General features: G+C 36.0%; 23 protein-coding genes and 1 other RNA gene. 21 read left to right on the top strand and 3 right to left on the bottom strand.

Annotated features, from left to right (window positions below; genetic code table 11):
* The first annotated feature begins 30 nt into the window (after positions 1–30).
* From AHA02nite_RS04455 to AHA02nite_RS04410, 11 genes are all read left to right on the top strand, one after another.
* The gene (locus AHA02nite_RS04455; RefSeq protein ID WP_146814789.1) at positions 31–996 is read left to right on the top strand and encodes a DUF2515 family protein; all 966 of its coding nucleotides are present in this window, start codon (positions 31–33) and stop codon (positions 994–996) included.
* 96 nt (positions 997–1,092) lie between these two features.
* Positions 1,093–1,224 (top strand): hypothetical protein, encoded by a 132-nt coding sequence (locus AHA02nite_RS15360; protein ID WP_281284090.1) that lies wholly within the window; start codon positions 1,093–1,095, stop codon positions 1,222–1,224.
* 58 nt (positions 1,225–1,282) lie between these two features.
* The gene (locus tag AHA02nite_RS04450; RefSeq protein WP_246118816.1) at positions 1,283–1,630 is read left to right on the top strand and encodes a DUF1798 family protein; all 348 of its coding nucleotides are present in this window, start codon (positions 1,283–1,285) and stop codon (positions 1,628–1,630) included.
* A 55-nt stretch (positions 1,631–1,685) separates the two neighbouring features.
* Complete coding sequence (locus tag AHA02nite_RS04445; RefSeq protein ID WP_146814785.1) at positions 1,686–2,093, top strand: cytidine deaminase; 408 nt, start codon at positions 1,686–1,688, stop codon at positions 2,091–2,093.
* A gap of 81 nt (positions 2,094–2,174) precedes the next feature.
* Positions 2,175–2,735 (top strand): SLOG family protein, encoded by a 561-nt coding sequence (locus AHA02nite_RS04440; protein ID WP_146814783.1) that lies wholly within the window; start codon positions 2,175–2,177, stop codon positions 2,733–2,735.
* A 22-nt stretch (positions 2,736–2,757) separates the two neighbouring features.
* Positions 2,758–3,057 carry a cell division regulator GpsB gene (gene gpsB, locus AHA02nite_RS04435; protein ID WP_146814781.1) on the top strand — a complete coding sequence of 100 codons (300 nt, stop codon included), beginning with the start codon at positions 2,758–2,760 and terminating at the stop codon, positions 3,055–3,057.
* Positions 3,058–3,133: 76 nt separating this feature from the next.
* Positions 3,134–3,521, top strand: an RNA gene (rnpB, locus tag AHA02nite_RS04430) — RNase P RNA component class B.
* 88 nt (positions 3,522–3,609) lie between these two features.
* Entirely contained in the window at positions 3,610–4,746 is a 1,137-nt protein-coding gene (locus AHA02nite_RS04425) for a THUMP domain-containing class I SAM-dependent RNA methyltransferase (RefSeq protein WP_146814779.1), read from the top strand.
* A 130-nt stretch (positions 4,747–4,876) separates the two neighbouring features.
* On the top strand, positions 4,877–5,932 hold the full coding sequence (locus AHA02nite_RS04420; protein ID WP_146814777.1) for a type III polyketide synthase: 1,056 nt from the start codon (positions 4,877–4,879) through the stop codon (positions 5,930–5,932).
* Entirely contained in the window at positions 5,933–6,442 is a 510-nt protein-coding gene (locus AHA02nite_RS04415; RefSeq protein ID WP_146814775.1) for an isoprenylcysteine carboxyl methyltransferase family protein, read from the top strand.
* Positions 6,443–6,467: 25 nt separating this feature from the next.
* Positions 6,468–7,304 (top strand): sulfurtransferase, encoded by an 837-nt coding sequence (locus tag AHA02nite_RS04410; RefSeq protein ID WP_146814773.1) that lies wholly within the window; start codon positions 6,468–6,470, stop codon positions 7,302–7,304.
* Between the two features lie 60 nt (positions 7,305–7,364).
* Here AHA02nite_RS04410 and cspD read toward each other — a convergent pair whose 3' ends face one another.
* Positions 7,365–7,565, bottom strand: coding sequence for a cold-shock protein CspD (gene cspD, locus AHA02nite_RS04405; RefSeq protein ID WP_146814771.1), 201 nt, complete (start codon positions 7,563–7,565; stop codon positions 7,365–7,367).
* 254 nt (positions 7,566–7,819) lie between these two features.
* Here cspD and AHA02nite_RS04400 point away from each other — a divergent pair, with 254 nt between their 5' ends.
* Positions 7,820–8,674: a DUF72 domain-containing protein gene (locus tag AHA02nite_RS04400; RefSeq protein ID WP_146814769.1), complete on the top strand. Its 855-nt coding sequence runs from the start codon at positions 7,820–7,822 to the stop codon at positions 8,672–8,674.
* Here the strand turns inward: AHA02nite_RS04400 and AHA02nite_RS04395 are convergent.
* A complete protein-coding gene (locus tag AHA02nite_RS04395; RefSeq protein ID WP_146814767.1) occupies positions 8,671–9,684 on the bottom strand; it encodes a C40 family peptidase in 1,014 nt (337 codons plus the stop codon). The genes AHA02nite_RS04400 and AHA02nite_RS04395 overlap by 4 nt on opposite strands.
* Before the next feature lie 108 nt (positions 9,685–9,792).
* Here AHA02nite_RS04395 and AHA02nite_RS04390 point away from each other — a divergent pair, with 108 nt between their 5' ends.
* The 6 genes from AHA02nite_RS04390 to AHA02nite_RS04365 all read left to right on the top strand — a co-directional run bounded on the left by AHA02nite_RS04390 (position 9,793) and on the right by AHA02nite_RS04365 (position 12,858).
* Entirely contained in the window at positions 9,793–10,752 is a 960-nt protein-coding gene (locus AHA02nite_RS04390; RefSeq protein WP_146814765.1) for a thymidylate synthase, read from the top strand.
* A gap of 10 nt (positions 10,753–10,762) precedes the next feature.
* Positions 10,763–11,254 (top strand): dihydrofolate reductase, encoded by a 492-nt coding sequence (locus AHA02nite_RS04385; protein WP_146814764.1) that lies wholly within the window; start codon positions 10,763–10,765, stop codon positions 11,252–11,254.
* 92 nt (positions 11,255–11,346) lie between these two features.
* Entirely contained in the window at positions 11,347–11,529 is a 183-nt protein-coding gene (gene tatA / locus AHA02nite_RS04380; RefSeq protein WP_146814762.1) for a twin-arginine translocase TatA/TatE family subunit, read from the top strand.
* A 23-nt stretch (positions 11,530–11,552) separates the two neighbouring features.
* Positions 11,553–11,759, top strand: coding sequence for a twin-arginine translocase TatA/TatE family subunit (gene tatA / locus AHA02nite_RS04375; RefSeq protein WP_017187150.1), 207 nt, complete (start codon positions 11,553–11,555; stop codon positions 11,757–11,759).
* A gap of 98 nt (positions 11,760–11,857) precedes the next feature.
* Positions 11,858–12,622, top strand: coding sequence for a twin-arginine translocase subunit TatC (tatC, locus tag AHA02nite_RS04370; protein WP_146814760.1), 765 nt, complete (start codon positions 11,858–11,860; stop codon positions 12,620–12,622).
* Between the two features lie 14 nt (positions 12,623–12,636).
* Complete coding sequence (locus tag AHA02nite_RS04365; RefSeq protein ID WP_146814759.1) at positions 12,637–12,858, top strand: YozE family protein; 222 nt, start codon at positions 12,637–12,639, stop codon at positions 12,856–12,858.
* A gap of 91 nt (positions 12,859–12,949) precedes the next feature.
* Here AHA02nite_RS04365 and AHA02nite_RS04360 read toward each other — a convergent pair whose 3' ends face one another.
* Positions 12,950–13,039 (bottom strand): YjcZ family sporulation protein, encoded by a 90-nt coding sequence (locus AHA02nite_RS04360; RefSeq protein ID WP_083834301.1) that lies wholly within the window; start codon positions 13,037–13,039, stop codon positions 12,950–12,952.
* A gap of 127 nt (positions 13,040–13,166) precedes the next feature.
* On the opposite strand from AHA02nite_RS04360, the gene AHA02nite_RS04355 reads away from it, so the two are divergent.
* From AHA02nite_RS04355 to msrA, 3 genes are all read left to right on the top strand, one after another.
* Positions 13,167–13,823 (top strand): uracil-DNA glycosylase, encoded by a 657-nt coding sequence (locus AHA02nite_RS04355; protein ID WP_146814757.1) that lies wholly within the window; start codon positions 13,167–13,169, stop codon positions 13,821–13,823.
* A gap of 66 nt (positions 13,824–13,889) precedes the next feature.
* Positions 13,890–14,393: a VrrA/YqfQ family protein gene (vrrA, locus tag AHA02nite_RS04350; RefSeq protein WP_146814755.1), complete on the top strand. Its 504-nt coding sequence runs from the start codon at positions 13,890–13,892 to the stop codon at positions 14,391–14,393.
* Positions 14,394–14,414: 21 nt separating this feature from the next.
* A complete protein-coding gene (gene msrA / locus AHA02nite_RS04345) occupies positions 14,415–15,368 on the top strand; it encodes a peptide-methionine (S)-S-oxide reductase MsrA (protein ID WP_146814753.1) in 954 nt (317 codons plus the stop codon).
* Positions 15,369–15,404 lie beyond the last annotated feature (36 nt).

Raw genomic sequence — 15,404 nt, 5'->3', positions numbered from 1 at the left:
CGACACAAAAGTACATAAAGGAATGTAACTATGATCCCTTTAATGGTTAATTATATTAAAGAACAGACGCATAATCATAACATGAATAATGTAACGAGAACAAAGGCATATTTACAGTTTTATAATGAAAACCCCGAAATCAAATGGGCGTTTCTAGCTAGTATTGTATCAAGAAATGCAGGATGGAATATGACTGACCTTGATTCTGAAGCTTATCAGTCACTACTTTCAGAGAAGCAGCTGAAATCGTTGTACTTAACATATGAGAGTATCAATTGGTACATATTCCAGGATGCTTATCCGCAATTACTTATTTATAAAATGTCAAAAGAGCAACAAAAGCCTTTGTTCTTTCTTTTTAAGTATTTTCACATATCTTCATTTATGGAACGAGAATGGTATGAATTTTATCAAAATAGAGATCTAAATAGATTAATGTATTCCCAAATCGTAAATGAACAAAACATTATTCAACAACCTATCATTAAACATAATCCGTATCGGCAAACAGTGTTCAAATCATTGCCTTACAGATTACAAGAATTGTTGCACTTAAACGCAGTGTTATTACCAACGGAACAAGGGAAGGTTTATGGTGAGTTTGTTCCACATTTTACACATGTGTCAAAAAGAATTAAGTTTGGCAAAAAGATCGCCGCAATTTTGTTTTACCCTTATTTATATCCGTTGTTTCATAGTTTTGCAAACAATGTTCCTGCAACTGGAGAACGTAAAGAATATGAGCAATTTTTAAATATACAGTCACCGTTAACTACAAAACCATTAACTGATATTTACCGAAATACTGAACATGAAATTACCGTCCCACAAACAGATTGGTCTAATTATACAAAAATTAAACGAAAATGGTGGAAAGAGCCTAACTTAAAGGTGCTTGAACCATTTGCTGATGAATTTTACGAAAAAAGAAATCAAATGACAAAAATCGGATCCGTTAAGAACAAATTAACCCCGTCACCTGTCGAAAAAGAGTAACTAGATAGAAGTTTTGTATCATCATTTCTAGTTTTGTCATGTGTGAAGGAGATTTAAAGTGAAGGCTGAATTAGTAAAGTGAAAGGAGGATTGCTCATGAATATGAATACGAAAGAGCATGAACACTCCACGAAAGAAAAATTAATTCAGTCGTTAGGACAACTAGAAATCGCTTTAGATCGATTACAAACACGAATTTATGACCCGACTAAAGAAAAAGCAAATTAAATTTATAGTAAGTTGCATAATTTCATGATACATTTAGGGGGAAAGAAGGGTGGTCGTTATGCAACAATTTATGCAACTTACAAATGAAGTTAGAAACGTTATTTTAGAAGATTGTTTGAATCGTTATGAACATGGTAAGAAGTTCGATCGTAAAAATTATGACGATTTTAATCAAGTAAAAGCTGAAACTTTGCCTCTCTTTGAAAAGATAGAGAAATGGGAGGAGGAAGCTCAAGCCATCGTTCATAAAATCGCAATTTTCCCAAATCAAATTCAAAATACAAAAGATAACCTTGAGATTATGATTTTGCATAGCTATTTTCATGATGTTAGGAAAAAGAGGTTTATGGAACTATACCAGTCAGTTATGTATAACTTAGATCTCGTTATCAATGATGAAAAATAAATATAACTTATGTATAATAATGAGTACTAAAATTAGGTTAAGGGAGAATTATTAGATGGAGCAAAGTCAGTTAGTACAGTCAGCAAAAGAGATGTTAGACAAAGCATTTGTACCTTACTCTAAATTTCCAGTCGGCGCAGCGCTATTGACGAAAGATGGTAAAGTGTATCAAGGTTGTAATATTGAAAATGCGGCATACCCTGTGACTTGTTGTGCTGAACGTGTCGCGATCTTCAAGGCTGTTTCTGAAGGCGAAAGAGAATTCGAAGCCCTTGCAGTTATAGCGAACACAGATCGTCCAGTGCCACCTTGTGGTTCTTGTAGACAAGTCATGAGCGAATTTTTCGACCCTAGTATGAAAGTTTATATTACAAGTAAAGACATGGAAGTGAAAGAAACAACAGTTCAGGAGTTGTTACCATTTTCATTTACACCTGATGATTTAGAGTCGGGAAGCGAATAGTTTTAAATGAATTGAATACAATTTAGTAAGATTTTAAAAGAGCTAGTCAAAACTAGCTCTTTTTTTGATATACTATATAATATGGAAAAGAAATCTTTAACAATTACCGGTTATAAACCACACGAACTGAATATATTTAATGAAGAAGATACTAAAATTACAGTTATTAAAGAAACGATTAAAAGAAGACTTGTTCCGTATCTAGAAGAAGGGTTAGAATGGGTAGTCATTTCTGGACAACCTGGTGTTGAAATGTGGGCATTTGACGTGATTCAATCGCTGAAACCTGATTATCATGTTAAAATAGCTGTAATACCACCTTTTGTTAATCAAGATAAAGTATGGAATGAAGAAAAACAGAGAAAATATCAACAAATGATCTCACAAGCTGACTTCTCTAAACCTTTAAGTGAAAAGGAATATGAAAGCCCTAAGCAGTATCAAACACGTGATCGTTGGTTGATCGAAAAAACAGATGGCTGCATGATCTTATTTGAAGAGGAGTATGGTGGTTCACCTAAGTTTTTCCATCGTTTAGTGACACAATTTGAAGAACAGCATGATTATGAAATCACTGTTATTAATTCTTTTGAATTAGAAGAAGTGGCACGGGACCTACAAGAATCCGGCCAGTTAGAATAAAAGATTGAGGGGGATGTTCATAATGAAAAAGGCACAATTAACGAATCAAGAAATTTTGGACAAAGAGTTTAAAACTTCGATGAGAGGTTATAATCAAGATGAGGTTGACGAATTTTTAGATGTTGTCATTCAAGACTATGATTACTTTGAAAAAGAGGTTGTACGTTTAAATGAAGAATTAGAAAGGCTGAAGAATGCAACAGGGTCTAACACTAATTCTACATATCAAAATAACCAAAGTCGTTCACAAGTTAATGCTGATGTACTTCAAAGGTTATCTAATTTAGAAAAAGCTGTTTTCGGTAGAAAGCGCACTGAGTAATTGCCAATTATTGCACTAGCAAACAATGTTCTACTGTGCTATAATGTTTTATTCGGGCATAGGTAAGAGTTCATAAATGTCTATGTAATCGCTCAAATGACTCATTTGAGAGGAAAGTCCATGCTCACACGAGCTGAGATGCTCGTAGTGTTCGTGCTTGACGAAACGATAAGTCAAGGTAGCTACAATGAGGTAGCTAACGGCAGGGAAATGACCTGTAGCTTTCAAAGTATGGTCAAACTACCTTTAAAGTGCCACAGTGACGAACTTAATTGGAAACAATTAAGGTGGAACGCGGTAAACCCCACGAGTGAGCAACCCAAATTATGGTAGGGGCACTTTTTGCAGGGAATTCAACCTAGCAAAAAGACAAGTGATCTTTCACTTGTAGATAGATGATTACGCCTGGAGTACGAGGTTGACCGCCGTTTGCAGTACGATAGGACAGAACATGGCTTACAAGACATTTATGGGTCATTCTTACCTATGCCTTAATTTATAAATAATTGTACATAATAAAGTTTACTATTGGTTTGAAAGGACTGTCTTATAGTGACAACAAATGATGTAACACTAATCGCAACAGCTGCTATGGGTTTAGAGACTTTAGTGAAAAGTGAAGTTATGGACCTTGGTTATACAGATGTTAAAAGTGAAAACGGTAAAATTACATATAAAACAGACTATAAAGGAATTGCGCGAAGTAATTTATGGCTTAGAACAGCTGACCGCGTTAAATTGCTAGTCGGAGAGTTTAACGCTTATAGCTTCGACGAATTGTTCGAACAAACAAAAGCTTTACCTTGGGAAGACTGGCTACCTGAGGATGCTTTTATCCATGTTGTCGGTAAGTCGCATAAATCAACTTTATACTCAGTACCCGATTGTCAGTCAATTGTAAAGAAAGCCATTGTATCACGACTACAAGATCAGTATAAAGTTTATACGAACCTTGAAGAATCTGGTGTTCGTTACAAGATAGAAGTAGCCATTTTAAAAGATAAAGTAACTATGACAATTGACACAACAGGTGCAGGGCTTCATAAGCGAGGTTATCGTATAGAGCAAGGGGAAGCGCCACTTAAACAGACGTTAGCCGCTTCTTTAGTTAAACTTACAAATTGGACACCTGATCAGCCGTTTGTCGATCCTTTTACAGGTTCAGGTACAATCGCGATTGAGGCTGCTTTAATTGGTCAAAATATTGCACCCGGTTTTAACCGTGAGTTTGCAGCTGAAGAGTGGGATTTTCTACCTCCGAATATATGGGACGAAGCTCTTGAAGAAGCTGAAGATTTAGCGAATTATGATCAACCATTAGACATTCAAGGTTTTGATGTTGATCATAGAGCGATAGAAATGGCGCAAAATAATTCATTAGAAGCTGGCCTTGCTGATTTAGTCAAGTGGAAGCAAATGAATGTAAAAGACTTTAAACCACAAACAGACGTCGGCTATTTAGTTGGAAATCCACCTTATGGTGAAAGGCTAAAAGACCGACCAGAAGTCGAGTCTATTTACAATGCGCTTGGTGGAATTATGAAGGATTATCCAAAATGGAGTGTCTATGTCATGACTTCCCATGAAGATTTCGAGAAACACTATGGTACATCAGCTTCTAAGAAGAGGAAGTTATTTAATGGGTTTATTAAAACTGACTACTATCAGTTTTTTGGAAAGAAAAAATAATAATGGATTTCAAAGTCTCGGTAGCAAACCGGGACTTTTTTTGATCGTTTAAACTTAAACTATACGTGCAGTTCTAATACATAATAAACGGCTGAAAGGGTAACTTAATTTAAAAAAGGATGAAACTTCCATGGCGGTTATTGCCTCAGTTGGTACATCAGTTCCTCAGAATAAATTTACTCAAACATTTGCTAAAGATGTTGTTAGTGGACTAACACAATCTAATTCTTTAAAGAAGTACTTATCAGTATTTGATGAAGCAGCAATTGAAGAAAGATATTTCGTCTCAAATGAGGAGTGGTTTAAAACAAATCATGGGTTAGAAAAGCGTCATAAGTTGTGGCTCGAAGAAGGGGTCAAACTAGCTAAAGAAGCCGTTTGGCGTTGTTTAGGTGACGATTTCGAACTAAGTGACGTTGACGCTATTGTTTCTGTTACGAGTACTGGTATTCTAACACCATCAATGGAAGTTCACTTATTAAATGAGCTTAATTTTTCTCCTTACATAAAACGCATGCCACTTTTCGGGTTGGGTTGTGCTGGCGGTGCTATTGGTTTATCGAGAGCATTTGAATATTTAAAAGGAAACCCTGAGCAAGCCGTGTTGCTGATTTCGTGTGAGTTAGCTTCAGTCGCTTTTCACCCTTTCAATTTAAGACCTAAAGACATTGTAGGTGCAGCGATTTTTAGCGATGGGGCAGCGGCGACGTTACTCCTTGGTGAAAAACATCCGAAAGTAAACGACTTAAATAGGAAAATGGTCATTAAGGCAACGGATTCAAAAGTGAAGATGCACTCGATGAACGTCATGGGGTGGGATGTAAAAGATGATGGGTTTCACGTTATCTTTGACGTAACAATTCCGAAGTTAATAGAACCGTTTTGGAAACCGCATGTAGACCGTTTATTAAAGGCCAAAGATCTCTCAATGGAAGAAATAAAGCATATTGTAGCACATCCTGGTGGTAGAAAAATTATAGAAGAAATTGAACGGTTAACTCCTAACCCAAATCTACTCAAACCTTCTAGAAATGTATTGAAACAGTATGGCAATATGTCATCTCCAACAGTGCTGTTTGTTTTACAAGAAGTGATGGATAAGAAAGATTTAGAAAAAGGGTATGCATTATTGTCGGCACTAGGGCCAGGGTTTGCTTCTGAAGTTGTTTTAATGGAGGTTATTTAAATGATCTATATATTATTGTTAATATATTTAATTAGCTTAAGATTGTTGGAGCTAGCAATTGCTAAGTCTAATGCGCGTTATCAAATAGACCGTGGAGCGGTTGTTGTTAGCGACCGCTACTATCCATTGATCGTGACAGTTCATGTACTTTTTATTATCAGTTTAATAACTGAAAGCTATATGTCACACCAGTTTAATCAATCTTTATCCGTTAGTTTGTTAATTATTTTTATAATTTTGCAAGTTTTAAGATTTTGGGTTATTTTATCTTTAGGGCGCTATTGGAATACGAAAGTAATCATTAATCCAAACGGTGGACGATTAGTGAAAAAAGGGCTATATAAGTATGTGAAACACCCTAATTATTGGGTAGTTTTTTTCGAACTGTTAACCATTCCGTTACTATTTGGCGCTTATATAACTACTGTCATCTTCCCGGTTGCACATGTGTTGTTAATGACAAAACGTATTCCGTTAGAGAATGAAGCTTTAAAAAAGTATACTCAATAATAATGTTTAAAAAGGGTGGGGGATTATGCTTGTTTCGGTTCAAGAAGCTAAAACGATGTATGAGGAGTTAGGTGCTACTTTCGTTGACTGTCGGTTTGACTTACAAGATGATCAACTTGGCTTTCAAAATTACGAAGCGTTTCACTTGCCAGGTGCCGTTTACCTTCATTTAGAGCAAGATTTAAGCGGATCAGTAGAAGCAACAGGGGGAAGACATCCGTTACCGCATCTAGACAGTTTTGTTCAAACACTTAAGGCTAAAGGGATCGATGATGAAACGGTTATAATCGCATATGACGATAACCATGCCTTTGCTTCTCGTTTTGCATGGATGATGAAAGCGATTGGTCATCAACAAGTTTATATATTAAATGGAGGCATTAAAGCTTGGCGAAATATGGGTTACCCTTTGAGTACCGAAAAAGTAGAACGCTCTATTGAAACAAGTGAACAAAGTTGGGTGTTTGATGAAAACTTAATTGCAACACAAGAATATGTAAGACGTCACATAGAAGATGAGCAAATAGCATTAATTGATTCAAGAAATTATGACCGGTTTATCGGGAAAGTAGAACCGATTGATGTTAAAGCTGGCCACATTCCTTCTGCGAAAAACTTTGATTGGATGAACTTGTTTAAAGAAGATGGTTTGTTTAAACATGAAGACGAACTAAAAACTTACTTTAGTTCTTTAGAGATGTACAAAGAAATTATCGTATACTGTGGCTCGGGCGTTACAGCTGCTCCGAATGTAATTGCATTATGGGAAGCAGGGTACAATAATGTGAAATTATACGTAGGTAGCTTTAGTGACTGGATTACAAATGAAGATAATGAAGTCATGACTTTTGAAGAGGAATAATAGTGCTAAACAAAAAATCGGCAACCATTTAATGGTTGCCGAATATTTATATGGTTTTTATTATTTTTTATTTACGTTAGAAGCTTGAGGGCCACGGTCGCCTTCAACGATTTCGAATTCAACTTCTTGACCTTCTTCTAAAGTTTTGAACCCGTCTTGTTGAATTGCTGAGTAGTGTACGAATACATCGTCTCCACCTTCAACTTGGATGAAACCATAACCTTTTTCAGCGTTGAACCATTTTACTACACCGTTTTGCATTTTAAAAAATCCTCCTAAAAACTATCCACCTAAATTCTAGATGGTTTATTTCACAATAGATGTAAAGATAAAAAAAGGGTAACTCCTATAGAAATGAAGGATCACAAAAGCATCTTTCACTTCTATAGAAGTTACCTGACTTTCTTTATGATTCTTCACATCTCTATTGCACTTTTAAGTATACTGAAACTTATTGAAAAAGTCAATAGAGAAGAAGTACAATATATGTAATATATGTGTAAGGATGATGAAATGTGACAATTTTAATTGGGCTGACAGGGTGGGGTGATCATGTTGATATTTATGACCAAGAGCACACAACTCGAAATAAACTCGAGTCTTATGCGGCTCACTTCCCGGTCGTTGAATTAGATAGTGCATTTTACAGCATTATCGATCATAGTCAATATGAAAAGTGGTCTAATCAAACGCCAAGCAATTTTTCGTTTGTCGTGAAAGCTTACCAAGCGTTTACTGGACATGACCGAAAAAAATATACGCGAAAAGAAATGAAGGAGTTATTTTCACTATATCAAAAACAAATTTCCCCTCTTGTTAAAGAAGGGAAATTGCAAAACATTTTATTTCAGTTTCCGCCTTGGTTTGATGTGAATCAAGACCATATTAGGCGCTTAAAATTTATTCGTGATCAGTTTAAAGATTATCCAATTGCTATAGAATTTCGCAATAGAAGTTGGTATGATGAGCATATTAAGGAACATACGTTACAATATTTAAAAGATGATCAGTGGATTCATACGATTTGTGATGAACCCCAAGCTGGTAAGTCTTCTGTTCCAATTGTTCCAGAAGTAACAAACGAAGAACAATCATTAATCCGTTTTCACGGCCGTAACATTTATGGCTGGAATAATAATGGTCAAGATAATTGGCGTGAAGTGCGATTTCTTTATAATTATTCTGATCAAGAACTAGAAGAATGGAAAAGTCGAATTGACCTTTTGAAGCAAAAAGTTAAACAAATGACTATATTGTTTAACAATAACTCAGGTGGCCATGCTTATGAAAATGCTAAAAGGTTCCAACGAATGTCAAATTTAACTTATGAAGGGTTAAACCCTAAACAAATTGATTTGTTTACTGATTAATTAACGGAGCGAGCACCTAAGTAACGTGCTTGCCAATAACGGTCTGAAATGTTCGCAACAGTTACACCGCTTGTTGTTCCTGCATGTACGAATTGCCCGTCACCAATGTAAACACCAGCGTGCGATGGGCCAGGTTTGTAAGTTTCAAAAAACACAATGTCACCAACACTTGGTTGAGAAACTGATGTTGTTACATTCCATATGTCATTGACTGTTCTTGGTAAAGACGCCCCATGTTGAAAATATACATATTGTAAAAATCCACTACAATCGAAACCGCTCGGTGACGTACCACCCCATGCATATGGGGTTCCGACATAAGACCTTGCTGTAGAAGCAGCATTGCTATATGTAGTCGATGATGTTTGAATCTCTGACTGATTTGACTGTGACTGATTGGACTGCGTATTCGTATTTGCTGATCGGTTCGTTTGTTCAGTCGTCGTTTGATGAGACACTGTTATAATTTGATCCAAACTAGATAAATCTAATTCTTTATCGTTTAATTGATTAAAATAAAGTAACGCACGTTTCGTATTTTGGCCTGCATCGCCATCAATACGATCATGGTATAAGCCCAATCCAGATAAAGCTGACTGAACACGTCTAACATTTTGTGATTGCTCTCCGAAGTTAATATCTTCAGCCAAATCATTGATCACACTTATATATTGGTCATAAATAACTTGGTTAAGCATTTCAATCGTTTGGTCATTTAGTTCACCACTCGGTGTTAAATTGTAATCACCTTGAAAGCTTTTAACAGCGAATTCAGTTAAGGCATTGTAGCGGTCAGTCTCTTCGCCTGGATAATAATTGGCAGTCTTCAACTTGCGGTGAAGTAGTACCACTGAATCACCATGGTCTCCATATGAAAGTTGATTCATTTCTTTGATTTGTTGTTTTGTATATGCGTCAACTGGCACATGAAAAACAAACGGAGAACTTAGTGCTAAACTACCCGCCATAGCGCCAATCATGAAAGTTCTCGTCGGTTTCCGTTTGATCATTTTACCAACACCTTTTCATTTCATTGTTATCTGTTCGAAATATATGTGCTGATTTTTAAAACTATGAATTACAAAAATGTTACGAAAAAATTATAGGGGTGAAATAGTATGGATAATGTCAATGAGCAAGGCTATTTAAACTTATGTCGACATGTACTTGAATATGGTAGTGACCGGGGTGATCGTACAGGTGTTGGAACGAGATCAATTTTTGGACACCAAATGAGATTTAACTTACAAGAAGGTTTTCCTTTATTAACGACAAAGCGAGTCCCATTTAAATTAATCGTTAGTGAGCTGCTGTGGTTTATTAAAGGCGATACAAACATCCGTTACTTATTACAACATAACAATAACATTTGGAATGAGTGGGCTTTTAAAAATTGGGTTGAAAGTGATCAATATGACGGGCCTGACATGACTGATTTTGGAGTCCGATCGTTACAAGATGAACAATTTAACGCACAATATCAAGAACAGATGGATCAATTTAAGAAGAGAATTTTGGAGGACGATCAGTTTGCTGAAGAGTTCGGACATCTCGGTGATGTTTACGGTAAACAGTGGCGTCATTGGCAAGATTCAAAAGGTGAAACAATCGACCAGATACAGCAAGTGATCCACGATATTAAGAATAACCCTAATTCAAGAAGACTTATTGTGTCAGCTTGGAACCCAGAGGACATACCGACAATGGCCTTGCCACCTTGTCATACGCTGTTTCAATTTTATGTGCAAGATGGTAAATTGTCGTGTCAGCTTTATCAAAGAAGCGGTGATATTTTTCTAGGTGTTCCATTTAATATCGCAAGCTACGCGCTATTAACGCATTTAATTGCACATGAATGTGGACTTGAAGTAGGTGAGTTCGTTCACACGTTTGGTGATGCGCATATTTATCATAATCATTTTGATCAAGTTAATGAACAACTTAGCCGTGATATGAAACAGTTCCCAACACTTAAACTTAATAGTGAGAAGCAGTCAATTTTTGATTATGAAGTTGATGATTTGTCTGTAGAAGGATACAATCCGCACCCTGCTATTAAGGCACCAGTTGCGGTTTAGGAGGTAGAGAATGAAACTTTCATTAATCGTAGCGATGGATGACAATCAAGTCATTGGTTTAAATAATGATATGCCTTGGCATTTACCTAACGATTTAAAATACTTTAAAAAAGTAACATCAGGCTCGCCAATTGTTATGGGGCGAAAAACGTTTGAATCAATAGGACGACCATTACCGAACCGTCATAACATCATCATGACGCGGAATGAACAGTACACTCAAGAAGGGTGTTCAGTTGTTCATCATTGGGAAGAGTTACCTCCATTAGTGAAAGGTGAAGAAGAAGTTTTCATTATCGGTGGTTCAGAATTGTTTAAAGATGCTTTAAACCAAGTGGATTTTATGTATATTACTAAAATATATGAATCATTTGACGGTGACACTTATTTTCCAACGATCAATTGGGATGATTGGACATTAGTAAGTGAACAATTAGGAGAACTAGATGAGAAGAACAAACATGATCATACGTTTTTAGTATACCGTCGCGTAAATAAGTGAACATTTTGTAACAGAATGCATTAATATTTGCAAAAACAGGATAAATAAGCGACAATAATGTAAGGACTAGTCTACGAATGGTAGGTGTTTAGATGACAATCGGAGTTCCAGGGTTAATATTAATTATTTTAATCCTATTAATTATATTCGGTCCGAAAAAGCTACCTGAGTTAGGGCAAGCTTTAGGGCAAACGTTAAAAGAATTCAAAAAGTCAACTAATGAATTAACATCAGATCAAGATGATCAATCGAAAAAGACAATTGATCATCAATAACGTCTAAGTATTGGAGTGATATTATGGGCATTGGCAGCATCGGTTTACCGGGATTAATATTAATTGTACTTGTTCTGTTACTAGTATTTGGCCCATCAAAGTTACCTGAGATTGGAAAAGCGTTCGGCTCTTCTTTAAAGGAATTTAAAAAGGCAACGAACGGTTTAATTTCAGAGGACTCAAATGATTCTAGTTCAAAGAAAAACAACTCAGATTCGAACAATCAATAAGCTTGCATGATTAAGATGTAAGGGAGCCCCTTACATCTTCTTTTATGGAACTTTTACTTAAAAAATATGAACTTGGTTAATGTAAGAGGGTGAACGAGATGGCAAATGACCAACAAATTAGCCAAAATGAAATGGATTGGACAGAGCACTTAGGTGAACTAAGGAAACGTTTTTTCTGGAGTTTCATTGTCTTTGCGTTATCATTTGGTGTTGGTTTTTATTTTCGTGAAGAAATATACTTATATATTGCAAATGACGTCCCATTTCAACTAACAGTTTTAAGCCCTTTTGATATTATTTGGGTCTATGTCATTATCGGAACAATGGTTGGTTTAATTATAACTGTGCCATTTCTAGCGTTTCAGTTATGGCTATTTATAAAACCAGGGTTAACAAAGCATGAAAAAAGGGTAAGTTTACTATATATTCCCGCAATTTTTATTTTGTTTATATTAGGTTTAGCGTTTGGTTATTTCATCATAAAAGATTTAGTATTAAACTTTTTACTAAACTTAAGTGACGGTTTAGTAAATGAAATGTTTACTGTAAATAATTACTTTAAATTTATTCTTCAAATAACAGTACCTTTTGCTTTCTTTTTCGAAGTTCCGCTAATTGCGATGTTTTTAACGAGTTTAGGTATTTTAACACCAGCTTTTATGAAGAAGACGAGAAAGTTCGCTTATTTAATTCTTGTCGTTATTGGAACGATGTTATCACCACCTGACTTTATTTTACAGTTAGTAGTAGCAGCTCCGTTGATCTTTCTATATGAGCTCGCTATAATTACGTCAGGAATCGTTTATCGTAAACGGATGAAAAAGTTAGAAGAGTTGAACCAACAATCTGATGAAGAATTATAGAAGCAGGTGTTCAAATGAAGTCTTTTTATCACTTTGCGATGCAATATCGTGGAGTCAAAAATAAACAAGATGAACGAAAACAGTTAGCCGACTGGATGTTTCATGATCATGATTTTCCAAAACAATCAGTCAGTTATGATGAGATTACAAGGTATTTAGAAATGCAAGTACCATTTCCAAACGCTTTAAAAACGTTTGATGAATTATGGGATGATTATAAAGAGAATTCAATATGACAAAAAGCCAGGTGAAAGTTCGCCTGGCTTTTTGTCTATTTGGTATTGGTGAAAGTAAGCGGATTAACTTATCGTTCTTCGTTTAGCTCAATTAGCAAGCGTAAGAGCTACCTACAATGATTAGTAGAATGAATAGAACAACAATTAAAGTGAAACCGCCTCCGTAATAACCTTTACTCATAAAAGAATCACTCCTTAGCCCTGTTTTGTTTTCACTGTTAACTTATGCACCCTTGTGTGCGTGTGTATAGGCTATCATAATGAGACTTGTATAAATGTCTTGAATTTATTTTTAGGGAGGTTTAAGAATGGAGATTAAAAACGATTGGAATGAAGTATTAACAGAACAATTCAAACAACCTTACTTTAATAGTTTAATTAAAAATGTGAAAGCGCGTTATGAACAAGAAACGGTTTACCCACCTTATTCAGAAATGTTTAACGCGTTTAACCAAACTCCATTTTCAGAAACTAAAGTTGTGATCGTAGGTCAAGACCCCTATCATGGTGAAGGGCAAGCGAATGGATTAAGCTTTTCAGTACATAAAGACCAAGCACTCCCTCCATCATTAAAAAATATCTTTAAAGAATTAGAATCAGATTGCGGCTGTTATCCAGAACATGGTGATCTTACTCATTGGGCAAATCAAGGTGTGTTACTTTTGAATACTTCATTAACTGTTAAAAAAGGTGAAGCAAATGCACATCATTCGTTACATTGGGATGAATTCACAAAATCAGTTATAAAAATTGTAAGTGAAGAGAAGGACCATGTAGTTTTTGTTCTATGGGGAAAACAAGCTTATAAAAATAAGGCGATGATCGATGAGCGTCATACAATCGTACATGCTCCTCACCCAAGTCCGCTATCTGCGTATAGAGGTTTTTTTGGAAGTAAACCATTTAGTCAAGTGAATCAAGCCTTAACTGAGCATGGGCAAGCGCCCGTTAATTGGTGTTATTAGCATTAGCCTATACAGGATACGCATTTATCCCGTACATTATAATAGTTGAATGAAGGAGGAATAAGTATGTATCCTGTACGGCAGCATCATGATTATCGGAGTCAACAAGCGCCACAGCATGGGTTTCACCAACCTACAAGGCATCAAGGTTTTCAAAGACCTAACATTGTTCAGCAGTTGTTAACCAAACTTAAAGGTCCAGGTGGTAAAGCACCAATACACACACCACATGCCCCTTTTCAAATGACGGCGTCTAAATATCATAATTTCCACGACACTTTAAATCATATTCAGAAAGGTTTAGGTATGGTTCAACAAGTACTACCTTTATGGAAACAGTATGGTCCACTTATAAAGAATGCACCGATGTTCATTGATATGGTAAAATTAATGATGGAAGAGGATGAAGGAAAAGAGCAAACGGCTGATGATCATAAATTGGATGAAGACCAAATAATGAAGATGCTCGATGAGGAGGACGTGGCAGTACAATCAAAAGAAGAAGTTAAAATCCCATCGAAATCAAAACATCAACCGAAAGGCTTACCTCAACCAAAGTTATACATTTAGATGTCTCATAGGAGTGATTCGATGAGTACGAAATTAAGTCAAGCTACATTTGCTGGAGGGTGCTTCTGGTGCATGGTTGAACCATTTGACCGCCGACCAGGAATTTATGAAGTTGTATCTGGTTATACAGGTGGACATACAACTAATCCGACATATGAAGAAGTGTGTTCTAATACGACTGGTCATTTGGAAGCTGTCCAAATCACATTTGACGAGGACGTTTTTCCATATGACCAGCTACTAGAACTGTTCTGGCAACAAATTGACCCGACAGATGCGGGAGGTCAATTTAATGATCGCGGTGAGTCGTACAAGCCAGCAATTTTTTATCACAATGAACAGCAAAAGCAATTAGCTGAACAATCAAAACAGTCTTTAGAAGAAAGTGGTAAGTTTAAAGACCCTATAGTTGTGGAAATTCGTGAGGCTACTACATTTTACCGAGCTGAAGAAGGCCACCAAGATTATTATAAGAAAAATCCGTTCCATTATAAGCTTTATAAAAAGGGCTCTGGCAGGCAAGGGTTTATTAAAGATCACTGGTCAGAAGACAAAGATTTAGAAGCTTTACGTCAAAACCTTTCTGAAATGCAATATAAAGTAACTCAGGAAGATGCAACTGAACCTCCTTTTAGAAATGAATATTGGGATCATGAAGGCGAAGGAATATATGTCGATATCGTTAGTGGAGAGCCACTGTTTTCTTCCCAAGATAAATATGACGCAGGGTGTGGTTGGCCAAGCTTTACAAAACCCATTGCGCCTTTAGAAGAAGACCTAGATACGTCTCATGGTATGCGTCGAATAGAGGTAAGAAGTCAGTACGCTGATTCTCACTTAGGGCATCTATTTGACGATGGCCCGGCTGATCAAGGTGGTATGCGTTACTGTATTAACTCTGCAGCACTTAAGTTCATTCCAAAAGAACGATTAGAAGAAGAAGGGTATGGAAAATATATTCAATTGTTTGAATAACAAAAGTTAATCAAACGTTTGATTAAATATTTTAGG

Source organism: Alkalibacillus haloalkaliphilus, assembly GCF_007991275.1.
Classification (GTDB): domain Bacteria; phylum Bacillota; class Bacilli; order Bacillales; family Alkalibacillaceae; genus Alkalibacillus; species Alkalibacillus haloalkaliphilus.
The sequence above is the reverse complement of the archived record's forward strand: the minus strand, read 5'-3'. Positions and strand labels throughout refer to the sequence as shown.